General features: G+C 40.4%; 14 protein-coding genes. 4 read left to right on the top strand and 10 right to left on the bottom strand.

The genetic code is table 11. The features are described from left to right. Positions 1-20 precede the first annotated feature (20 nt). From I6E72_RS00325 to ttcA, 3 genes are all read left to right on the top strand, one after another. On the top strand, positions 21-758 hold the full coding sequence (locus I6E72_RS00325) for an FNR family transcription factor (RefSeq protein WP_101216172.1): 738 nt from the start codon (positions 21-23) through the stop codon (positions 756-758). Between the two features lie 103 nt (positions 759-861). Next, positions 862-1,797, top strand: a complete 936-nt coding sequence (gene uspE, locus I6E72_RS00320) for a universal stress protein UspE (protein ID WP_197110751.1) — start codon at positions 862-864, stop codon at positions 1,795-1,797. A gap of 170 nt (positions 1,798-1,967) precedes the next feature. Continuing rightward, a complete protein-coding gene (gene ttcA / locus I6E72_RS00315) occupies positions 1,968-2,882 on the top strand; it encodes a tRNA 2-thiocytidine(32) synthetase TtcA (RefSeq protein ID WP_197110750.1) in 915 nt (304 codons plus the stop codon). 82 nt (positions 2,883-2,964) lie between these two features. Here ttcA and I6E72_RS00310 read toward each other — a convergent pair whose 3' ends face one another. The 10 genes from I6E72_RS00310 to I6E72_RS00265 form a co-directional block, all read right to left on the bottom strand. Next, positions 2,965-4,026 carry a hypothetical protein gene (locus I6E72_RS00310; protein WP_197110749.1) on the bottom strand — a complete coding sequence of 354 codons (1,062 nt, stop codon included), beginning with the start codon at positions 4,024-4,026 and terminating at the stop codon, positions 2,965-2,967. Between the two features lie 55 nt (positions 4,027-4,081). Continuing rightward, the gene (locus I6E72_RS00305) at positions 4,082-5,152 is read right to left on the bottom strand and encodes a hypothetical protein (RefSeq protein ID WP_197110748.1); all 1,071 of its coding nucleotides are present in this window, start codon (positions 5,150-5,152) and stop codon (positions 4,082-4,084) included. Between the two features lie 610 nt (positions 5,153-5,762). Beyond that, positions 5,763-7,088 carry a methyl-accepting chemotaxis protein gene (locus I6E72_RS00300; protein ID WP_197110747.1) on the bottom strand — a complete coding sequence of 442 codons (1,326 nt, stop codon included), beginning with the start codon at positions 7,086-7,088 and terminating at the stop codon, positions 5,763-5,765. A gap of 193 nt (positions 7,089-7,281) precedes the next feature. Continuing rightward, a complete protein-coding gene (gene recD / locus I6E72_RS00295) occupies positions 7,282-9,336 on the bottom strand; it encodes an exodeoxyribonuclease V subunit alpha (protein ID WP_197110746.1) in 2,055 nt (684 codons plus the stop codon). Next, on the bottom strand, positions 9,333-12,911 hold the full coding sequence (gene recB / locus I6E72_RS00290) for an exodeoxyribonuclease V subunit beta (protein WP_197110745.1): 3,579 nt from the start codon (positions 12,909-12,911) through the stop codon (positions 9,333-9,335). The genes recD and recB overlap by 4 nt, the downstream gene beginning before the upstream one ends. Continuing rightward, entirely contained in the window at positions 12,898-16,197 is a 3,300-nt protein-coding gene (gene recC / locus I6E72_RS00285) for an exodeoxyribonuclease V subunit gamma (RefSeq protein WP_197110744.1), read from the bottom strand. The genes recB and recC overlap by 14 nt, the downstream gene beginning before the upstream one ends. Before the next feature lie 160 nt (positions 16,198-16,357). Continuing rightward, on the bottom strand, positions 16,358-17,419 hold the full coding sequence (locus I6E72_RS00280; RefSeq protein WP_197110743.1) for an alkaline phosphatase D family protein: 1,062 nt from the start codon (positions 17,417-17,419) through the stop codon (positions 16,358-16,360). Beyond that, a complete protein-coding gene (locus tag I6E72_RS00275) occupies positions 17,416-18,543 on the bottom strand; it encodes an alkaline phosphatase family protein (RefSeq protein ID WP_197110742.1) in 1,128 nt (375 codons plus the stop codon). Before I6E72_RS00275 ends, I6E72_RS00280 begins: the two co-directional genes overlap by 4 nt. Before the next feature lie 73 nt (positions 18,544-18,616). Then, the gene (locus tag I6E72_RS00270) at positions 18,617-20,986 is read right to left on the bottom strand and encodes a TonB-dependent receptor domain-containing protein (protein ID WP_197110741.1); all 2,370 of its coding nucleotides are present in this window, start codon (positions 20,984-20,986) and stop codon (positions 18,617-18,619) included. A 202-nt stretch (positions 20,987-21,188) separates the two neighbouring features. Beyond that, the gene (locus I6E72_RS00265) at positions 21,189-22,232 is read right to left on the bottom strand and encodes an alkene reductase (RefSeq protein ID WP_007585611.1); all 1,044 of its coding nucleotides are present in this window, start codon (positions 22,230-22,232) and stop codon (positions 21,189-21,191) included. Between the two features lie 236 nt (positions 22,233-22,468). Between I6E72_RS00265 and I6E72_RS00260 the strand changes: the two genes are divergently transcribed. Then, complete coding sequence (locus I6E72_RS00260; protein WP_007585609.1) at positions 22,469-22,858, top strand: DUF2750 domain-containing protein; 390 nt, start codon at positions 22,469-22,471, stop codon at positions 22,856-22,858. Positions 22,859-22,882 lie beyond the last annotated feature (24 nt).

Below are 22,882 nucleotides of genomic sequence, written 5' to 3'. Positions count from 1 at the left end.
AAATTTAAACGGATTAAATTATGGATTTCTCTCAAAGCCGCACTAAAGGTAATTGTGCTATTAGCTGTAATAACTGCAGTATTAGTCAATTGTGTTTGCCATTTTCACTTAATGGCCAAGAAATGGATAGACTTGACGAAATCATTGAGCGAAAAAAACCGCTACATAAAGGTGATTACCTATTCGAATCAGGTGCACCTTTACACGCTATTTATGCAGTTCGTTCTGGCTCATTCAAATCGTACACGTTATCGGAGCGAGGTGATGAGCAAATTACCGGCTTTCATTTAGCGGGCGACCTAGTTGGTTTTGACGCAATAAGTAAAATGACTCATCCTAGTTTTTCGCAAGCACTTGAAACGTCAATGGTATGTGAAATCCCATTCGATACTCTTGATGAACTATCAGGAAAATTACCTAAACTTCGCCAACAAATAATGCGCTTAATGAGCAGTGAAATTACATACGATCAAGAAATGCTGCTATTACTCAATAAAAAATCAGCAGAGGAACGCTTAGCTAGTTTTATTTATAACTTGTCGGAGCGTTTTGGTGAGCGTGGTTTTTCGCGTAAAGAATTTAGATTTACAATGACTCGTGGCGAAATTGGTAATTACTTAGGTCTAACTGTAGAAACGATTAGTCGTTTATTAAGTCGTTTTCAAAAAGCTGACTTAATTAAAGTAGAGGGTAAATTTATTACAATTTTAGATAATGATGCCTTGGCTAAAACAGCGGCGATAGTTAAGCCTCGCTAAATTAAATAGTTTGATTTAGAACAACAATTTATATGCTACCCCTTTAACTGTTTTATATTTACGTTACACTAAATGTACACCCGTTAGGTAAATGGAGTAGCATATGAACACTATTAAACGCATTATTGCGGTTATTGACCCCACCAAAGATGATCAACACGGTTTAGCACGTTCAATAGATTTAGCTAAAAAATCTGGCGCAAGTATTACCGCCTTTATGACGGTTTACGACTTCTCTTACGAAATGACTACTATGCTATCTGGCGATGAACGCGAAGCAATGCGCGATGCCGTACTAAAAGATCGCCAGCTATGGCTAAACGATTTAGTTTCTCCTTACAAAGATATAAATATTGAAACCCAAGTGGTTTGGCATAATCGCCCTTACGAAGCCATAATAAACACTGTAATTGATAAAAAGTACGATTTAGTAATTAAAGGCACACATCAACATGGTGCACTTAAATCAGTTATTTTTACCCCGACCGATTGGCACTTAGTACGCAAATGCCCCGCTCCGGTATTATTTGTAAAAGAAATGGCATGGCCAGCAAACGGTAATATTTTAGCTGCAGTAAATGCAGTAAGTGCAGTAAGTGAAAATGAAGAACATATAGCACTTAATAAACGCGTTATTAAAGACGCACAATTTTTATGTGAACTTGCCAACGCAAAACTTAATTTAGTTAATGCCTACCCTGCAACTCCTATTAATATTGCCATCGAAATTCCTGAGTTTAATCCAGGACTTTATAACGAATCAGTTAAAAAGCATCACCATGAATCAACTAATGCACTTGCTGCAGAGTTTAATTTAAACCCAGAGCAATGTTTTATTGAAGAAGGCCTGCCAGAGGATGTAATTCCCGCTGTAGCTAAGCGCCTTAAGAGCGAATTAGTTGTTATTGGCACTGTTGGCCGTACTGGCTTAAGTGCCGCTCTTGTAGGTAATACAGCAGAGCATGTAATTGATAGCCTAGACTGTGATGTACTGGCACTCAAACCCGATGGTTACGTTAGCCCTATGGCAAAGGATTAATTTTAAGCCTTATGTACAAGTTATAAGCGAGTTATTTTTACGTGTTAATAAGGCATGTTTAAATCAATTTTAATTACATCCTAAACTCGCATATTCAGGTGGTTTGGGTATAATACGCCCCTTTATTTTTAGCAAATAACTTTGCTGTATTGTTTTACTAGGGGGCGTAATTGTCACACTCAGATCAAGCTAAAGCTCAATTTAACTTAAATAAGCTGCAAAAGCGTTTACGTCGCCAAACTGGCCAAGCCGTTATGGACTTCAATATGATTGAAGAAGGTGACCGTATAATGGTATGCCTTTCTGGCGGCAAAGATAGCTACACAATGCTTGAAATGCTTCAACATTTAAAACGTGTAGCACCTATAAAGTTTGACCTAGTTGTTGTAAATCTTGATCAAAAACAACCTGATTTTCCTGAGCATGTTTTACCCCAGTATCTTGATAAATTAAATGTTGAATACAAAATTGTAGAAGAAGATACCTACAGTATTGTTACCGATATTATCCCTGAAGGTAAAACAACGTGCTCACTTTGCTCACGCTTACGTCGTGGTATTTTATACCGCACAGCAAAAGAGCTAGGCGCTACTAAAATAGCCCTTGGTCATCACCGTGACGACATGATTGAAACATTGTTTTTAAATATGTTTTACGGCGGGAAGCTAAAAAGTATGCCGGCTAAATTAATGAGTGATAACGGCGAGCATATGGTTATTCGCCCACTTGCATACTGTAAAGAAAGCGACATAAGCCAATATGCATTTGTACAAGGTTACCCTATCATTCCGTGTAACCTATGTGGCTCGCAAGAAAACTTACAGCGTAAACATACAAAAACAATGCTCGCTAAATGGGATGCGGAGCACCCGGGTCGTATTGAAAGCATTTTTACAGCAATGCAAAATATAGTGCCTTCACATTTAGCTGATGCCGACTTGTTTGATTTTAAAAACTTACAAACAGGTGAAGTAATTGATGGTGGCGACATAGCCCTTGATAAACCAGACATTCCTAAAGTGCCTGTTACTAATGAGCTTGATGAACAAGAAGCGCCAAATGTAGTTACTATAAATCTAAGCTAACATATCTAAGCTAACAAATTTAAGGGGGTTGTATTTATGTACAACCCCCTTAAATTTACCAATTCAGCACTGCGTTCTATTTTTAACTCTCAGCTAAACCTTGTAAAAATTCCAAACTTAACTTTTCTTGTGCATTAGCCTGATATGGTAATTGCTGCAAGCTATCGTACGAAAAATCGTTAATATCAAAATGACTTATTTCACTATTCCCAAAGCTGTTTCGCTCACCTGGGCTTGGCGACATTCTCTCAATAACAAAGTCGCTTAAGCGCATATCTGTAATGCCTTGTGGTAACACGGACCAATGAGCTTTCAAATTAAGAGTTTGGCTTCCCTTCGTTAACCGCTCTTTAGATACTAAATGAGCAAGTGGTGTATCGCCACTGTATAAATTAGCCCTAACACGATACAAACCACTTTTTACTACCGCTATGTTAGCTGGCAAAATCATGTTTTCGTTTTGTGCATAAGCAGTTTCAAAACCTGTTAAAGTTGCACTAGGCGGCATATATTGAATTTGCGCAACCACTGGAACTTTTTTACCGGCAACATCACCCTCTACAAACACTTGTAAGCTACGAGGATAATCTTCATCCTCTTCAAATGTAATAATTGCTTCACCGTCACGCGCATTGCCTGTATGGGTATTTAACACTTCTTTTGTATCTGTATTTGCAAGCTCAACAACCACTTTTCCAAGCCCTTGAGCGCTTATCTTTATTGTTATTTCTTCTGGGTATACAAAACGGTATTGCTTAAGACTTAACGTTAAAGCATCGCCACTTTCATCAATAGGGCTCGATACCGGGTAGAATTGATTTGGCTTTAATCGATCTTCATCTAATGGACTCAATGGCTGAGAATAAGGAGGAAATTTAAGTGCACTTTCATATTGCATAACCACTTGCTGCGCTGCTTTTGTTAAGTCTTCATTAAACGCGATTTGTTTTTTTGATTGTATTTTTTTTGCCGTAGGTACATCTATAGGGATCACTTTTACAGGCGATAAATCAGCTACGCTCGCACTGTGTTTAACCTGAGGTGTTATTGGCTCAGCAATTTTATGAGCATCATTTTTACCTGTAAACCATAGCGAGAATAAAATAGTGCTAATAATTAAAGCAACGACATAAAATTTTTTCATTTTTATATTTCAATCTTTTATAAGGCGTATAGTTTTTAACTACACGCCTTGTATGTTATGGAATCACATTATAAATAAGTGCTGATGCGCTTAAATTATTTGAATCCTTAATATAACGATATTGTTTTTTCCAAAACCAACTACCTGTAGTTTTATCAAACGTATCAAAACCTACAGTGTCACCTTCCACATTTACGTTATTCATGGCTATTGTTACATTACCTTTTCGCTGCGCGTTATGTATTTCGTTATGGCTATAACTGTCACTCATCATCATTGGATAATGGTTTGGCATAAAGCTACTTACTGCATCACCTTGCGATTTTAAATGGCCATTTGTATCAATACTGCTGCTACAACTTCCAAACGAGCCAGCCGAACTGGCACCACATGAAGAGTGCGATGCAACAACCGAATCATCATTGCCTTTTAAAAAACCACCCGTTAAACCCAAATATGCATTTCCATCGGCAACAAAGCGTAAACGAGGTGTACGTGCATCAGGAAATGGAGATATTTTACGTGCATTATTCACTTTTAAATCGTGTAATACACCAACGGCCTCGGTTACATCACTTCCTAGCCACCATTTGAGTGCTGCATCGACCGCAAAGTTCCATGATGCGCCAGTTAAAGCACTAACAGCTACGTCAGCCAGCTCACTTCCACCACCCGCGCCTGCTAAATCAAACGTAGCAACAATATTAAGCGGCTCTAAGCCTTCGTTTTCTAACCAGTTTTCTTGATTATCAATAATATGGCGTGCAACTAAGTCTCCTGTTGAATGTGTTACAAATACACAGCCATCACTGCATAAATTAGAGCGTGAAATTTGCTTTAGCTTTGGCCACACCCAATCGGTAGCAATTTTACCTTCAATACGTTCATAAGCAGGCCAATCAATTCGCTCATCTGCACGATTATTCCAGTACGATTGCCAATATGTTTCACCATCATTGATTACATCACTACCCGACTTATTTGTTATTTGCGAAGTTTGTAAGCCATGAATTAATATAATTTTGTAGTCTTTACTCGCTGCAGAAAAGCTCATTAACATAGCTAACCCCGCACCAATTAGGTGGTTTGGCTTAATTAATTTGTGTGTGCGCTTTGTGTTGTTCATACAATTCCTTAATGTTGTGTACTTAATATTTTATTATCATTTAAGGTATTCATGTTGGTTTACATAAGCTTGTCAGCTTAGGTGTTCACTAGGGTCTGTTGTTCTTTGCGGATTAAAATTTGTTCAAACTAGAGGCTATTTAATCACGGCGCGAGATTTGTAACCTAGTGGGCTCGGTAACTGCTCCTGCGTTACTCTACTGGCTTACATCCATGTAAGAATAAGTAAAAACCGAGCAACAAAGAGTAAATAGCCTCTAGGAAGTACCCTTTGGGCAGCGTCTGTTTGGCATTAATGCTACGTTATCGCCTATTTATGGGGAACAACCACACTACTTAGGCTCTGACTTGCCTAAATACCAAACAGACTGCTGCAAATTTAACCTTGAAAGATCAACAGACTCTAGTATTAGGAACAACGAACAAAAATGCAACAATTTATTATCATTTAGAGAAGAGAAGAAACTTATTTCATACTGATTAATGAGTTAATAGAGGTATAGTTGTTAAATTCGAAATTATTAGATGGGTTTCATGGGGTATATTGAGGGTAGTAAGATTAAAGCGGATACCATTGAAAGTGCCCGCTTTAGAATAAGGACGAAGCTAATCTAACCGTTAGCTTTAAGTTCACTGGTAAATTGTCCAATCGCATTTACAACTTCTTGTGCACCTTGTTGGATCTCTTGCATCACTTCACCAGATTCTTTAGATAACGCCAAGCCTTGCTCTGCCTTCTCTTTACCTTTTTCTATTACAGCCACCGTATTTTGGGTTTGTGATTGGTTGCGCTGTACAACTTCTACAATTTCTTCTGTTGCTTTTGAGGTACGCGATGCAAGCAATCGAACCTCGTCTGCAACCACAGCAAAGCCTCGCCCCTGCTCGCCAGCTCTTGCCGCTTCAATTGCGGCATTTAATGCTAATAAATTTGTTTGCTCAGCAATACTACTAATGCTTTGTACAATACTCGATATTTGTTGCGACTGCTGATCAAGCGCTGAAATTTCATTTGCAGCTTGCTCCATGTTAATAGCCAGCTCAGTCATTACTGCGACTGTATCTTGTATAACGCTCGCGCCTTGCTCTGCTTTTTTATCAGTTTGGGTTGAGGTGCTATAAGCAATTTCGGCAGCTTGTGATATCGCAATTTCTTGATTTACTTGATCAGTGATAACAGTTGCAAACTTCATTACTTTATAAAGCTCATTCGCGTCATTTGAGATTGGGTTATATGACGCTTCTAGCCAAACAATGTTGCCATGTTTATCTACGCGCTTAAAGCGCTCAGCAATAAACTTACCTTCTCTTAATTTAGCCCAAAATTGCAGATATTCTTGGGAGTTGTACTCTGAAGCCTCACAAAATGTGCGATGGTGCTTTCCTATTAATTCACTTTCTTGATAACCCATTGCAGCTAAAAACTGATCATTTGCTTTTAACACATGGCCCTCTAAATCAAATTCAATTACCGCCATAGAGCGATATATCGCTTTAATAGTGTCGCTTTGCTCGCGAGAAGCCGTAATTGTTTTTGTAAGCACACTCCCGAATATAGAAAAATAGAGCAACTGATCTTGCTCCCCTTTTACAGGATGTACTATTAAACGTAACCATTCAGCTTTGCCATCGCTGCGCATAACTTGTAATGCACCGCCCCAATGCCCTTCTTTTTTTATAGCTTGCTGTAGGCTTTTAAATTCTGAAGATTGGCGAGACGAATCTGTAATAAAATCGTCAAAAGAATTATTAGTTAGATCATCTTCACTGTAGCCTAGGTTTTCTAAAAACTTATCATTGGCGTGCGAAATTCGGCCATCATAAAGAATGTTTAGTACTAACATCTCTCGGTAAAGCCCTTCCCATACTTGTTGTAATGGGTAAAGTTCAGCTTTTAGAGAAGCTATTTCGTTTTGTTTATTTTTAGAAAAAAACATTAATATCCCTACTAATACATTCGATATGAAATGAAATTAATTTTATTATAGAAGATATCATTTATAACGCGATAAATAATAAGAGCTTTAATTACTAGATTCAGAAAGTTTTAAAATAGCCAATACATAAACACTGGTATCTACAAATATGTGGATACATCAATAAAATAACTTCTATGTCCCAGCAGAACCTTTAATTCTCAAACTTTAATCTTTCATACAATCCAGACGCTCTCGATACGCTTTTATTCATTGCTAATTGCAGTACTTTTTCGTCAGCCACCAGCTCAAACTTATTTTTAGCGCGGGTTATTCCCGTATACACTAATTGCCTGTTAATACCCATGCGCGCTTGTTTTAGCGGTGGCAGTACCATGGCTGTGTAGCTAAACTCTGAACCTTGTGATTTATGAATAGTCATTACATAGACTTTATCGTGCGCAGGGAGTCGTGCTGGCGAAAATGCTCGTTGATTACCTTGCTCATCAATAAATATGGCTTTGAGCTGATTACTTTCATCGGGCATTAAAATACCAATATCGCCGTTAAATAACTTAAGCTGGTAATCGTTTTGGCTCACCATAATAGGCATACCCGTATAGTGATGAGTATTAGGGCTTACGGTAATTAAACCTTGCTGTTGCAATACGCGCTCTATTCGCTGATTTAAGCTATGAACGCCGTAATCGCCCTCTCGTACCGCAGCTAAAAGCTGATAACTAGCAAAAGCAGCATGCACCTGTGCAACACTTGCACCTTGAGCTATTAAGTTAAGATACTTTGCATAATGACTTGCTGCACTTTTAACGAGCTTTTCAATCGGTTTTGCTACAAAGTCGTAATCTAAAATTACATCGTTAAAACGCCCTTCAGTACTTTCTTGCTCTACGTAATTTAAAATACCGGTGTTATTGGTGTTTACCGCAAGTGCGAGTTGACCAATACCGCTTTGTGCGTCAAATCGATAACTGTGCTGTAAAAAGGCAATGCAATCTGCAAGTTTAAATTCACTCACGCTTTGCGATACGAGTTTAGGTTTATTATTAAAACATAAACTATTTAGCTCATCACAACGTGCTTGCGAGTAGCGTGGCGTTTGCCCAAGTGTTAAACCTTGGCATAAATCGCTCATTACACTGCCGGTATCTACCGAGGCAAGCTGATCTTTGTCACCTAGGAGTATTAATCGCGCGTGCGCAGGAAGTGCTTCTATTAATTTAGCCATCAGCGATAAATCGACCATACTGGCTTCATCAATAATTAGTACATCTAAATGCAGCGGATTACTTTTGTTATGTCTAAATTTATTAGTAAACGGTTTTACGCCCAATAAGCGATGAATCGTTTGAGCGCTTTGCGGGATCAGCGCTTTTATATCATCAGGAATCGTTGTGAGCTTATTTTTAGCGCCCAAAATAGACTCACTTAAACGTGCAGCGGCTTTACCTGTAGGGGCCACCAGCTTAATACTAAGGGGTGCTGTTTCATAAAGTGACTGCAAAATAGCCAGCAACTTAGTCACTGTGGTAGTTTTACCTGTACCTGGGCCACCCGTGATCACACTAAAGCCTTTGGTGGCCGCAATCGCACACGCCACTTTTTGCCAATCAGTTTCAATTGTTGAATCAGCAGGAAAATAGGTATTTAAAAGTTCAGCCAATACTTCATTATTAATATTGAGCTTTCGCTCCCTCATGCTTAGTAATCTATCTGCGAGTGTTTGCTCATAACCGGCAAGGCGCGCAAAATAAAGTCGCTCGTTAAACAGTTGCAGTGGTTTATTTTCGCCTACGCTTTCATGATTTTGTAAATAACTAAGCGCTGTGTGTACATTAAAATCATCACTAAACGGGCTTAGCGTACTGGGTACATTGCCATCGAGTTTATTAAAGTCACTTTTGCGCAAGTTAAAAGGATTGCTCCAGTCAACCTCATTTAAGGTTAGGCAGCTATGCTGGCTTTGCTGCGATAAGCACAGCAATAAAATAATATAAAATAGTTCATTGTGAGTTTGCTCAATGTCATTAGCACACAGTAATTCTGCGAGCTTCACATCAACTACACGCAGTCGGTTTTGCGCTAATAAATACTCAAGTAACGGGACCTCTGTAATCGCATTATTTAACACAATGTCCTCTAATGGGGCATCTTGCGCTACATTTTTTGAAGTAAGAGGCTCTGCGGCTTCATTATTAAGTGTCTCGTCTATATCGTCAAACAAGCCAGGTTGCTCATTTAAATCGCTCATAGCATGGCTCCTTGGCTAAATAAGCCATCTAAAATAATCACTTGTTCTTCAGTTAGCTTTTTAAAGTACACGCCTTGCCCTGTAGGCATTCCACGTAAAAACGTGTAATACACGCCGCCTAAATGGGTTTCTATCGAGTAATCAGCTATACGTTGTTTTAATAAACGATGCAGCGCTACCGTGTAGATTAAATACTGTAAATGATACTGATGACTGCTCATTGCTTGCTCAAGCATATCGCCTTCGTAATCACTTGGCGTACTGCCTAAGTAATTAGACTTATAATCTAAAATATAATATTTGCCTTGATAGCAAAATATTAAATCGACAAAGCCTTTTAACAAGCCTTTTACTTGTGAAAATTCAAGCTTACTTTGCGTAAAGCCAAAATGTTTAACCAGCATTTCGTTTAGCTTAGGTGCACTTAAGCTCTCAAGGGGTAAATTAAATTCCATTTCGACTAGGCAATCATTGGGTGTAAGCACACCTAATGAAAGAAGGCTATTTTCTAGAGAGCTTTTATCTAGGGGGCACGCAAGAACATCGAGTACCCATTTTTCAGCCACTTCTCGCCATTGCTCACCTATGTGGTACTTTTCAAGGCTGCGCTTAACTACCTCAGATAAGTTTTGCTCGGAATTAGTTGGGTGAACTATCGGGCTAATAAAATCTATTTGTTCAAATATTTCGTGCAAACAGCTACCTGGCTTTGGCCCTTTAGGAAAACTATAAGGTGATGGCAGCTCGTCCTCTTGCACTGCAAACTCGTCTTTTTCGTGATCTTCATCACTTCGCCCTGGGGCTAATTGGTCGCTATGCTTTTTAAAGCTTAACGCACTAAAGCTGGTTGCTCGCCAGTTACGCTCAATATTTGCCGTTACTCTATTAACACTTAATGTTTGCTGCGCAATTTTACTATTACTAAAACAAAGCGTGCCCTGCTCTAATAACGTTTGCGAGGTAAATTGCTGATAGCTCATCGCGCTATTAGCGTCGCAAAACTCACTTAAATGCGTGCGCCATGTTTGGCTACTGGCAAGCTCAAGCCCTGCAAATAAAACATGCCCAAGTGCACTACTTTGCATAGCCAAGCGGCTACTTTGTCCTTGCCCAATGTTATAAACACCAAGCGCACAAAAATGTACGGCGCGAGTAAGCGCTACATAAAGCAGGCGTAAATCTTCAGCTAAGCGTTCTTGCTCTGCTTTTTGCAGGGCATCTTCGTCTTTACTTAAATCGTAAACTAGCTTGCCATTATTATGATAAAGCGCTTCTTTTGTTTCGCGATAGCCACTGGCAAACGGCATAAATACCAGTGGATATTCAAGCCCTTTTGAGGCATGCATAGTGACAATCTTAACTAAGTTGGCGTCACTTTCTAGGCGCACTTGTACTGTTTCACCGTCTTGTTGGCTTACCTTTTGTGCAAACCAGCGCAGCAAACGCAGCGTGCCTTCAAGCTCTATTTGTTTTTGCTGAAGTATTTCGCCCAAATGCCTAAAATCTGTCAGCCAACGCTCAACGTTATACCCTAAACCTTGCCATTTAGCGCTAAGCTGGTTATGGCTCATTAAGCGCTCAAGCATGGCCATAGCACCTTGCTTGTTCCAAATGTGGCTAAGCTGTGCAAAAAAGTTTAAATGCTCTTGCCATTTATTTTCATCATCAGCGAGTGCGTGTATTTCGTTATAACTTAAACAAAATAATGGACCAGCTAAAACACCGCGCAGCAGTGACTCATCATATTGTCCATGCAGCGCTGTTAAAAAGTTAAGTAGGTGATGGCTAAGCTCTTGGCTAAAAACGCTTTCGCGCGATAAATACACGCTGGCTATTTTGGCTTCGCTAAGCGCTTTTTTCATTATTTGCGCTTCAACACGGTCGCGCACTAATATACAAATATCGGCAGCGCTTACAGGGTTACTGCCAATGCACGCGTCCCCCTGTTTTGCTTTTTCAAGCAGGGTCACTATTTTATTAGCAAAGTGAGTGGCTAAATGTGCTTGCCCTACACCTTTGTTGGTTGGTTTGTTTTTTTCGTCTGCGACTTCATCCACAAATACATTAAATTCGAATGCGGTCGCGGGTTTGCCATCAATTAAAAAAGAGTCTTCCGCTTTTTTACCTTTCGCAGCCACTGCGTTAAACGGTATGGCGTCGTTATAAATAAAGCTGTTAGCGTGTTTGCCAAATAAACTATTAACGCTATTTACTATATCGGTGCTTGAGCGAAAGTTAGTACCCAGCGTAAATTGCTGATCAGTCTGTACAGCTTCTTTTGCGCCAATATACGTAAAAATATCCGCGCCCCTAAAGCCATAAATAGCCTGCTTGGGGTCGCCTATCATGGCAAGCGTGGTATTTTGTTGCCCATAAATTTTACTAAAAATACCGTACTGAATCGGATCGGTATCTTGGAATTCATCAATCATGGCAACCGGAAACAACTGCGCAATTTTTTGCGCTAGTACGTCGCCTTGCTCGTTATTAAGCGCACTGTGTAAATTGGTCAATAAGTCATCGGGGGTGATCACACTTTGCTCTTGCTTGCGCTTAACTATTGCGGCTTTTACCCAGCGTGCTGCATGTTGTATAACCGCTATTTTGAGCCCTTGGTTTATGGTGTTATTAAGTGCGGCAAGCTCGTCAAACTGACTCAGTAATGGATGCACAAATAATGGCTGATTTTTTTTATAATTGCCTGCATCGCTTAGGTTTTCTGTACTCCACACTTCAAACGAATACTTGCTAGTGCCAAATTCAAAAAACAAATCGCCGCCTAAACAAAATGTCTCAAGCGCACTAAGGCTGCCTTTTCGTGCTGGCGTTTTAGACCCGCTTAAACCCGAGCCTTTAATAGCACCTATAAACTCTTGCTCTAATACCGCTTTTTTAAATGCGGGTACACAGGTTATGTACTCGTCGCGGGCTTTCCACACATCGTCTAATTTTATTTGTGGTGTAATGTGCGCATTGGCTTTATTTAAAATGCTCGCCACTTGAGCGAATAAAGCCTCTGGTGCGGCAAATACATCTAAAATAGCATCGGTGCGCTCTTTGTTAAGTGGGTATACAAACGCACGCCAAAAATCTTTAATGGTTTCGAGCAGTATGTCGCGCTCATCTAAAATAAATTCGAGATTAAACGCCACACCCGACTCAAACGCATGTTGTTTTAGCATCCGCTGACAAAAGCCATGAATGGTAAAAATAGCGGCTTCGTCCATTGATTTAGCAGCTGCATCGAGTAAATCAAACGCGCGGTGCTTATCATCAATTTTGGCAATTACGCCTTCAATGAGTTCGTCATTTGGGTCTTGCCCAAGCAATGCGTCGCGCGCAGCAATAATTCGGCTGCGTACGCGGTCTTTAATTTCTTGGGTGGCGGCGTCGGTAAAGGTTACTACCAAAATTTGCTCAACACTGAGCGGCGTATTTAACTCACCTTCTATTTGCATACCTAGTAAGTAACGTAAATACAGCCCCGTAATTGTATAAGTTTTACCAGTACCCGCACTGGCTTCTATTAAACTTTGACCAATGAGCGGCATAGTAAGAGGATTAAGCGCTTGCATGGTCACTCTCCTTTGCGTGTTCAAATAAAGGCGTGAGCAATTTATCACTCCATTTTATAAATTCTTCTTGGCAGTCGTTTAGCGATTGCACCGTTAAGCGAATATACGGGTTTTCGCCCTCGCCTCGCCCTATGTATTGCGGGCTAAATTTGCTCATTGCTTTTGTTATATCGCCGCCGCTTTTAACGTATTCATAACCACTTACCGGAAAAAATGGCACTGGCTCTGCGCGCAGCGCTTTGTATAACTCAAACCAATCAGCTAATAGTGCATCGGCATCAGCTTTATTAATTGGCGCAAAGGTAATTTGCTTATCAAGCCCAAGTAACAATGTTTCTACTTGTTGACCCATACTTTGCGCTGCGAGGTGATAAATAAAGCCTTTAATTAAATCTTTCGCTTTAATACTCGCGCTGCGATAAAACACTTGTTTTTGCAAATAAACATGATTGAGCCAGCCCTCTATTTTGGTGCCTTCAATGGTAAGCAAAACTTCTATTGGCTCACTTTTTCCGCCTTTAATGTGCTCTTTTACTTGCCCTGCAAGCGTATCAACTCGGTGCTCCATACTCTCAAATATGAGGCTGCCTACATTGGCTTGAGGTAACTCACCCCGCTGCAGTATTTGCTCGGTACTCAGTGGTTGCTCGTTTATATTGGCTTTAAGTATTTCATCAAGGTAAAAATAACGGCGCAGTGCATCTAGGCTAAATGGTTCTTCGTCTTTTGCTACTTCGTTAAATTGTGGCAGGCGTAAACCTAGTGTTTGTTGATAAAAGCTCTCTTGTGCGCTGCACACACTTCTAATAAACACGTCTAGATCAAGCTGCTCTGGCACAGTCACATCAAGTGCAATAACCGGCTGTGGTTTAATTGACTCACTTGGCAGCCAAATTGGATTGTAACTGTGGTTACTCAGCACAGTATTAGCTTGCTCATCGGCTAAATAATAATGGCTATTAAAGGGCTGTAAATGCTGCTGATTAATTAGACATGCGGGCAGCGTTTTTTCACTCTTTTCGTTTAATACAAAACTACGCCCAATATATTCTAACAGCTCACTTACAAGCGTTGATGGCATGCGCGGTTGGTTATCAAAACACGAGCGACCAATGTAACTCATGTATAGGTTGTCGCGGGCACTCAATAGCGCTTCTAAAAATAAGTAGCGGTCATCTAATTTACGTGATCGGTCACCTTTTTGCTTTTTAGAATAAGGCACTAAGTCAAAACCAATGGGCTGTACGTTACGTGGGTAGTCGGCATCGTTTAAACCCAGCATGCATACCACTTTAAATGGTACGGCGCGCATGGGCATAAGCGTACAAAAATTGACTTGCCCAACTAAGAATCGCTGCCCTACGCCTTTTTCTTGAATGCCTTGTTTAACTAAGTAACTAACAATACGCTGCGAAACCACTTTGCTGTAATCGCCGTTGTCGTGGTGTTTTTGTAATTCTTCGAGCACGTTTTGAAGTACTAATAAATCCCAGCTGTCATCGCTTTCACTTTCGTATATAGCGTTTAGTAGCTCGCTTAAAATATGCGCTTTATTAGTGAGCGTATCGTAGGGCGTTAGCTGCTCTTTAAAGCTTTGCAGTACATCAATAAAGTGCACGAGCTTATTGAGTGTATCGAGCGCCATGCCTTCTACTTCGTCAGCGCTGTAAATACCGTTAAACGGGCATTGTTCGTCGCGCATAGCAATACCAAGCAGTAAACGGTTAAGCCCATGTTGCCAGGTATTTAAATCGATAGCTGGTAAATCAAAGCTTCTTTTATGCGCTGCGTTTATACCCCATTTAACCCCAACACGTTCAAGCCAGTATTGAATTTGCTCGTATTCGTGCGCTTCAAGCCCAAATTTTTCGGCTATTTGCGTAACTTGTAATAAATCGAGAATATCCGACACACCAAAGCGCGAAAACGGTAAGTTAGCTAAACTCGCAAATGAGCTAAGGACGGGCTTTTCTTGCTCTATGGCTAAATCGGCCAATGCGTAAGGAATAAAGCGGCTGCCTTGTGCTCCGCCAAATACGGCTTCAATGTAAGGGCTGTAAGTGCCTACATCGGGCATCATGACGATTATGTCTTTGGGGGTAAGCGCTGGGTTTTGATTAAATAAGTTAAGTAAGTAGTCGTGCAAGCGCTCAACTTCTCTGAGCGGAGTATGGCAATCGCTTAGCGTAATGCTGGTGTCGGTTGCGCTGATTGGTAATTTACCTTCGTCGTTTATAAACCACTCTTTGTTATCGGTCAGCGATTCACCTTTAAACGCAAGCTGATAAATCTCGCTTTGTACTTGCCCTAGTAAGGTGTCGTCAAACACATCAATAAAACCATCAATCCAACGGGCATCTAACTGTACAAGTTGTTCAAAATAGTCGCGACCTAATTTACCCCACGACGATAACAACGGATTACCAATAAAGTAGTATTCTTCATCTGGATTGGTTTGTTTTTTTTGTTGTGCTTCCACCAGCGGCATTTTGGCGTATTTAGCGCTTATTTTAGCTGCTGTTTTTTCATCTATAATATCGCCCCAGTAATGCTCACTTGGGTTAAAAAAGAATAATATAACCTCGGTTTTTTTACTCAGCGCTTCAAATACGTCTAGCTGGGAACTGGCAATCGCCGATATACCAAATAAGCTAATGCGTTGTGGCAGTAAGCTATTATCCATGGTTTCAAGTGCTGCAAGTAACTGCCCTTGCATATTAGCGCGATGAAATTGGCTTTGCCCAAGCTCTTGGCTTAGTTTTACAATGCGTCGCCATAAGTCAGGTTGCCATGGGGCAATGGTTACATCCACGTCATCAAGTTCATCTTTTCCGCTATCCCATGTGGCTATCCAGTGCGGTCGGTACATTAAATATTGGTCGTACACATCGGCTATTTTTTCGCACAGCGCAAAGGTCTTTTGCCCGTCAATATCGCCCTCTAAATAGGTTTTTAGCGGTAAATATAGCGGCTCATCAATACAGATGGGTAAAATGGCAAACAGCTTCCAAGCAAGGTTGGGCTTATTAAATGCCGACTCTTTAGGGACATTTGGCAGTAATTGCTGATACAACTGCCAAATAAAGCTCGACGGCAGCGGAAAATCTACCTGCGCCGCAACCCCTAAGTTTTCGCTCAAACCTATTTTTAACCACTGCGACATACCCGGCGATTGCACTAGCACTACTTCTTTGTCGAACGGGCTTTGCAATGGGTTTACTTTTAACAGCTGGTGGAACTGCGCTTGCAGGGCTTCCATCCGGTTTGATTGAATAATATTTAGCATATAACACTGACCTTGCTTGAGATAAAACCAGTGTAAGATATTTTCAATATTAGGGGTAGCGCAAACGGGTAATTGGCTTTAATAAATCAGAGAGTTAAGAACTAACTTACAGATTTTATACGCACAGCATCTATTTTATATACTGTGCGTAGTAGTGAGTTTATTTATAAGGGCTAATACTTGATAAACTAAAATCACTTTGCATTATTACTTCGCCATCAATGCCTTTTAATTTAAGTGAAATAGTGGGGTCAATTTGCTGCCAGTCTATGCTTAAATCACCATAATTTACGTTATGAGTAAAATTCCCTACTCGGTGTTTGTTAGGGCTTACATCTTTCCACTTTTCAGTTAAGCCAGAGCTGGTCATCTCAATTAATGGGTAATCAAGGTTTTGCTGATACTTTGATATTTCACCCCAGTGCGTATCGCCGCTGATGATCACTACCCCATTTACCTTATGCTTTTTAATCAATGCAAATAAACGGTTTCTATCTTCAGGAAAGTTTGCCCATGACTCCCAACCTGTAAAATCGGGTAAAAGCTGTAAGCTTGAGGCAATCAATTTTATTGCAGCAGGCTTTTTAAGCTCTTGTTCAAGCCATTGCCACTGGGCTTCACCTAGCATTGATGCGCCCTTTACTTCACTGGGACTATACGGGCCTTGGTTATTTAACTTACGCTTAGTGTAGTATTCAAGCTCACCTACATGGTTTAGCGCATCACGGTTCCAACGTAAATCAGGCATTATTACTTGTATGGTTTGCTCATTTTCACCATACATGTACGAGGTATAAATTCCATCAGGACGAGTGCGACGCGCTGAGTTTACAGGTTCATCCCAAAAATTAAGCATAATTTGGCGTGATTGCTCTTTATGCGGATACTCTTTACCTGCATCGTTTTGGCCATAATCGTGGTCATCCCACATAGCAATAATAGGCGTTTGCTCTTTCAAGATTTTAAAACCCGCCTTTGCCCCTAAAAGTTGGTATTTATCGGCAAGTATATCCATATCGTTGGTATCGCCGTAAATATTGTCACCCAAAAATATAAACAAATCCCCCTGCTCTTTGTTAATTGCATTAAATATGGGTATGTTTTTATCTTGATGCCCACACGAACCAAATAGGATTTTAGATGGTGCGGCATTAACACTCGCGCTAATAACCAAACTCAGCACCAAGGCAGATAGGGTTAATGGTTTTAATAGGTTCTTCATTTTAAAATATCGCTAATAGCAGGCGCCATATTTGAATTTATTTCATTTGGGTTCTGCCCAAGAGCCTTTAAAACGGTAGCCGCTATTTGCGCTTGTTTAAGCTCATTTTCAGTTTTAATTAAGCCACGTCCTTTTATTGCGGGGCCAATGGCTGCAAGCCAAATATGTTCAGAGCCAACAATTCCTTCTGGGTAGGTATTTTCACCTAACTCTAGCTCAGCAAGTGCACGTTTAGAGCTGTGATGTTGCCAATCGTTGGCATTATTGCCACGGCCGTGATCAGTAGTAATAATTAGTGTGGTGTTATTTTTATAACCCGCTGTAGTTTGAATAGTTGCCCATAAGTCTTTTATAAAGGCGTCACTTTGCCTTGCCGATTTAAGGTATTGATCGTAATGTCCATCATGCGCAAAGTCATCGGTTTCGCCTAAACTTATCACTAACAACTTAGGCTTTTTAGCCAACATATACGCTTTAGCAAAGCGATATGTAAAACTATCTAGTCGTACGTTATACCAAGGACTGGGAATTTCATTTTGTAGCGCATTTAACAGCGGCGCATCGGTGAATAAATTCTCTTCAATTGACATAAAACCTGCATTTACATACACGTTACTGCGCTTAGTATTTACAATGTATGGGAATACATCCCAACTACCAAATAAGGCAGTGCTATCTTTAAACTCAGGTAACTTATCTAAACGCTCTAAAATAGTTTTATTTGGGTTGAGCACTTTGTTGTTACTATTTATATTTTCGTCAACTTCACCGGTGAGTATTTCGTTATAACCAGGGTATGAAAAATACCACGGGTTACTTACCGACATAGTAGAGCCGTTAGCTCTATCGCCAATAATTACGCCTTGTTTAGCCACTACTTGCGTTAAAAAAGGCATAAGTAATTGCTGGCGCTCATTTGCTGTTTTTGCCCAAAATTGTCTCTTTAATTGCTCAGGCTTTTTAACAAAATCAGTATTATTAATTAAGCTATTATCAGCCCCATTAAATACTTCTTGCCAGCGTACTCCATCAAGCGTTATCAGCACTACATTTTGCGCTGCTGTTGCAAAGTTGCTCGCTAATACACTTAAGCTAAATAGTGTTACTTTTATAATTGTTTTCATCGCGTTTGCGCCCTTTCATATAATAAAGCCCACCAATGATGGGCTTTATTTTAATTCAATTACTAAAACCTAATTAAAAGTCAGCGGTAAATGTAACTGCTGCGGTGCGAGGCGCACCAATGTAATAAGTAGCGCCGTTACCGGTACCACCTGCTAAGTAGCTTTTGTCAGTAACATTATAAACAACAAACGATACGTCAATGGCTTTAAACGGGCCGGCATCTACGTCAGTTGAATAACCTGCATTAAAATCAAGTACTGTGTAGGCGTCTACTTTATTGCGCGTGCGAGTGTCTTCGTCTTGCCATGCGCCTAAGCGCTCACCGGTGTATTTAGCCGATAAACCAACACGAAAGCCATCGCTAAAGTAATCGGTAGATACCACAAATAAATCCTCTGATGAATCTATTATGCTGTCGCCTTTTCTAAAGCTTGGTGCTACCTCATTACCACTTTCATCTCTTAATATTACGCCTTGTGAATCGTATGCATTTGGATCATCGGATGAATACTCAGAACTGCTATTCGTATACGACGAGTACACGCTCCAGCTTGGTGTTAGCATATAGCTTGCTGCAAGCTCGAGCCCATTTGAGTCAATACCCCCTACATTTACGTACGAGCCATTTGTACCAATCGTGTAATCAATGCCGTCTGTGCCACTACCAGGGGCAATAAAGGTAATGCGGTTATCAAACTTAACACTGTAAGCCGTTGCTGTAAGAGTTAGTCTGTCAGCTTGATAACGTACACCAAAGTCGATGTTGTCGGCAGTTTCTGGCTCTATGTTTGTAAGCGTTGAGCTGTCTCGCTCAAGTACACCGTCTTTTATTGCTGAAAAATTCTCGCTGTAACTGGCAAATAATTCTGTGCTGTTATTTAGCTGATACAATACACCCCCGCTAAATAACACGTCTGAGTCGCTATCTACTTTATCTGATCTTTCGTTAGCAAAGTGGTCGTACTTTTGTAATTCAACTAAATATTGTTTTGCACCAATATTTAATGTTAAGTCACCAAAATTAATCGAGTCTTGTAGGTACCATTTGAATGTATCGGTATCAAAAGTGTTTTTGTATTGTGTCCAGTAAGGCGTGCTATCAAAGTGATGATAGATACGCGCGTCAATTACTTTGTGCCAATCACGCGATTCATCACGTTCGCTTTGCTCATACCAAAAGCCCGCTTCAATATCGTGATCACCAAATGTAGCTTGGTAATTTGCCGTTACACCTAAACGATCTTTGTTGTAATGCGTATGGCGGTAAGACATAACAGGCGTTGCTGTTGCATCGTAACACGCAGGATTTAAACCAGGACCCGACTCCCATGGCCAGCTCAAACTTTGCGTACAATCGGCATTTGGTGCAAGCGGATTGCCTTCACTATCAGCAAAACCATAAGAGCCTGCATTAGTACCGCCCTCGGTTGTTGGTTCGCCATTTTCATCAACAGGCGTTGTTAAGTAAGGTGGGATCCAATCGCCGCGACCTGAATTTTTATGGTAATAAGGGCTAACGGTTAATAATGAAGTTGGCGAAATCGCGTATTCAAATTTTAAATAGCCTAAGGTATTTTCACGAAGCGTTCCCCACCCTTCTGCAAACATTTGGTCAAAGTGCGGAACTCCCGTCCAATTCCATGTTAGCTGATCCCACTCTGGTGTTTGTTCAAACTGCTCAAGGCTTACGCTGTTATAGTTTGTCTCGCTTACATCGTCGTAAGATAAACGACCAGTGAGCGTTAAATCGTCAAAATTAGATACAAACTTAAGCTCTGCGTGTTGGTTGTCTTTACCGCCATTACTGCCTGAACCAATCCAGCGGCTTGTATCTGTTTGCGAGTAACTTACGTACGCTTGTGTGTTATCAAAAACAGTGCCTGTTTCGTGTTTAAAGTAATAACGCGTGGCATCGTGACTCCCTGAGGTATAAGCAAAAGTAGTGCCCTTTTCAAGGCTTGGATCTTTACTTACAAAGTTGAATGTACCGCCTAGCGCTTCAAGTGAAGCCGATTTAATATCAGACGTACCTTGACCTACTTCAACCGTTGCAAGGTTTTCGCTATCTAGGTAACGGTTAGCTTTAGCACCACCGCCATAATTAGAGCCACCATTGGGAATGCCATCAACGGTCATACCTAATTGTTGTTGGTTTCCATCAATACTAAAACCACGCATGGTGATTGTAGTAGACCAATCGTCGCCACCAAATGCATCACCTTCGTTTATGCTAATACCTGGTAAATTATCAATAACTGATAATATGCTCGATACCGAACTTTGTTGCTCAAGCATTGCAGGCTCAATAACATTGTTAGCGTAGCTCGTTGGTTTAGCAACCACGGTTACTTCTTCTATGGTGTTGTCGTTAGCATGAACAGATGTTGATACAGCCATGGCAATAGCCATGCTCAAAAGCGATTTGTTTTTTAAAGCGTACATTGTTGTCCCGTTTGATTTTAATTATGAAATATGAAAACGCGGACAGTATGAATTTTAAATATGACAACCAGGATGAACTTTATTTACATAAAAATTAAACAAATATGGAAGATTCATGGCGGAAATATGTACAAAAAAAGACACCCAAAGGTTTAACTTTGGGTGTCTTAATTATTTTCTAGAACTTATTACAAATAGTAATTTATTTCAATTGTGCAAGCATTTCATCGCTGTATGGTACTAACTCTTCACCGTTTGCAATTTTGCTAATGTAATCTGGGTTTGCAATAAGTGGGCGACCAATAGCGATTAAGTCAAACTTAGCATCGTTAATAGCTTCTTTTGCTGACTCAAAACTATAACTACCTACGCCTACTAATGTACCTTTGTAGCCTGCTCGTAAAAATTCAGAGATGCTTTTGCCTTCAAGCGAGTCAAAGCGCATGCTGTCGTCAAAAATACCGCCGTGTAAGTACGCTAATTCTCTGCTTTCAAGTTCTGTTAATAAGTAATCAAATACCGCTTTATCGCGGCTATCTTCGCTCATATTAAAGTAAGCACCCGGTGTTAATCTAAGTGCAGTACGATCACTGCCTACAGCAGCAATAACCGCATCGGTTACTTCTAGTGCAAAACGCGACATGTTTTCAGGCGTTTGACCATATTCGTCGCTACGTGTATTTGCAGCGTAATGTAAAAATTGGTCCACTAAATAACCGTTAGCACCGTGAATCTCTACCCCATCAAAGCCTGCTTCAATTGCGTTTTCAGCAGCTTTTGCGAAATCAGCAACTAGACTTTTAATATCATCAGTAGTGGCTGCTTTTGGTGTGATGTATGTAAGCTCACGCATACGAGGGACAGAGCCTTCAACGCCAATTGCTGATGGAGCAAGTACATCGCCATCAAAAAAGTGAGGGTGTGCAACACGGCCAACATGCCATAGCTGTGCAAACATTTTGCCGCCATTAGCGTGCACAGCGTCAGTTACTTTTTTCCAACCTTGAATTTGCTCGCTGGTAAATAAACCCGGAGTATTTGGGTAACCTTGTCCATCTGGACGAATAATAGTTGCTTCACTAATAATTAAACCGGTTTCGGCACGGCGAGCATAATATTCAACCATATCTTGTGTTGGCACTAAGTTATCGTCAGCCATACAACGCGTTAATGGCGCCATAAGTACGCGGTTTTTAAGCTCAATCGTGTTATTTAATTTAAACGGAGCAAGTAGATCAGTTGTCATTTTTCAATCCTTCATTAAGTATATGCTTACTACAATGTGGCCTTTTTACAAACATTCAAGCTTATTTTGAATGATCGCTCAAATTAGTGAGAAATTATACTGATCAATCTACAAATTAGATCTGCATTGCTGAAATTAAATAGCAACTTTTCAACACTCTGTCATATAACTCGATATACTTGTGTGCATATAATTTAGATATATTAATATCAATAGTAATTAAGAGTGAGCTAATTATGACAACGCCAAATTTAAGCGAAGAACACGCAGTAATTTTAGGACTTGGAGCAAAAAAACGCCTAGCCTATATGTTCGAAACCGTACAACAGTTCAAGCAAGTATGGATTTTAAACGATGATGATGGCTGCGTTATGCTTGCCAACGAAGATGACGACTGTGTGCCAGTTTGGCCAACTCGCGAATTTGCAGAAGCATGGGCAACTGGCGAATGGGCTGGCTGCAGCGCTAAAGCAATCCCACTTGCTGACTGGTTTAGTCGCTGGACACCGGGTCTTGAGGAAGATGACTTACTTATTGCTGCCTTCCCTACAGAGGAAGATGATGGCACGATATTGTTTTCAGATGAGTTTGAAAAACAATTAAAAGCGCCAAAGCAAAAATATTAAGGTTCAAAGCCTAAATACTCAGAG

This window comes from Pseudoalteromonas sp. NSLLW24 (assembly GCF_015864725.1).
GTDB lineage: Bacteria > Pseudomonadota > Gammaproteobacteria > Enterobacterales > Alteromonadaceae > Pseudoalteromonas > Pseudoalteromonas arctica.
This window is presented reverse-complemented; position numbering and strand designations above follow the sequence as displayed.

Bases quoted from the DNA above. Each gene is read 5' to 3' on its own strand.
- I6E72_RS00325 (WP_101216172.1), top strand. From the start codon at position 21: ATGGATTTCTCTCAAAGCCGCACTAAAGGTAATTGTGCTATTAGCTGT.
- uspE (WP_197110751.1), top strand. From the start codon at position 862: ATGAACACTATTAAACGCATTATTGCGGTTATTGACCCCACCAAAGAT.
- I6E72_RS00310 (WP_197110749.1), bottom strand. From the start codon at position 4,026: ATGAAAAAATTTTATGTCGTTGCTTTAATTATTAGCACTATTTTATTC.
- I6E72_RS00305 (WP_197110748.1), bottom strand. From the start codon at position 5,152: ATGAACAACACAAAGCGCACACACAAATTAATTAAGCCAAACCACCTA.
- I6E72_RS00300 (WP_197110747.1), bottom strand. From the start codon at position 7,088: ATGTTTTTTTCTAAAAATAAACAAAACGAAATAGCTTCTCTAAAAGCT.
- recD (WP_197110746.1), bottom strand. From the start codon at position 9,336: ATGAGCGATTTAAATGAGCAACCTGGCTTGTTTGACGATATAGACGAG.
- recB (WP_197110745.1), bottom strand. From the start codon at position 12,911: ATGCAAGCGCTTAATCCTCTTACTATGCCGCTCATTGGTCAAAGTTTA.
- recC (WP_197110744.1), bottom strand. From the start codon at position 16,197: ATGCTAAATATTATTCAATCAAACCGGATGGAAGCCCTGCAAGCGCAG.
- I6E72_RS00280 (WP_197110743.1), bottom strand. From the start codon at position 17,419: ATGAAGAACCTATTAAAACCATTAACCCTATCTGCCTTGGTGCTGAGT.
- I6E72_RS00275 (WP_197110742.1), bottom strand. From the start codon at position 18,543: ATGAAAACAATTATAAAAGTAACACTATTTAGCTTAAGTGTATTAGCG.
- I6E72_RS00270 (WP_197110741.1), bottom strand. From the start codon at position 20,986: ATGTACGCTTTAAAAAACAAATCGCTTTTGAGCATGGCTATTGCCATG.
- I6E72_RS00265 (WP_007585611.1), bottom strand. From the start codon at position 22,232: ATGACAACTGATCTACTTGCTCCGTTTAAATTAAATAACACGATTGAG.
- I6E72_RS00260 (WP_007585609.1), top strand. From the start codon at position 22,469: ATGACAACGCCAAATTTAAGCGAAGAACACGCAGTAATTTTAGGACTT.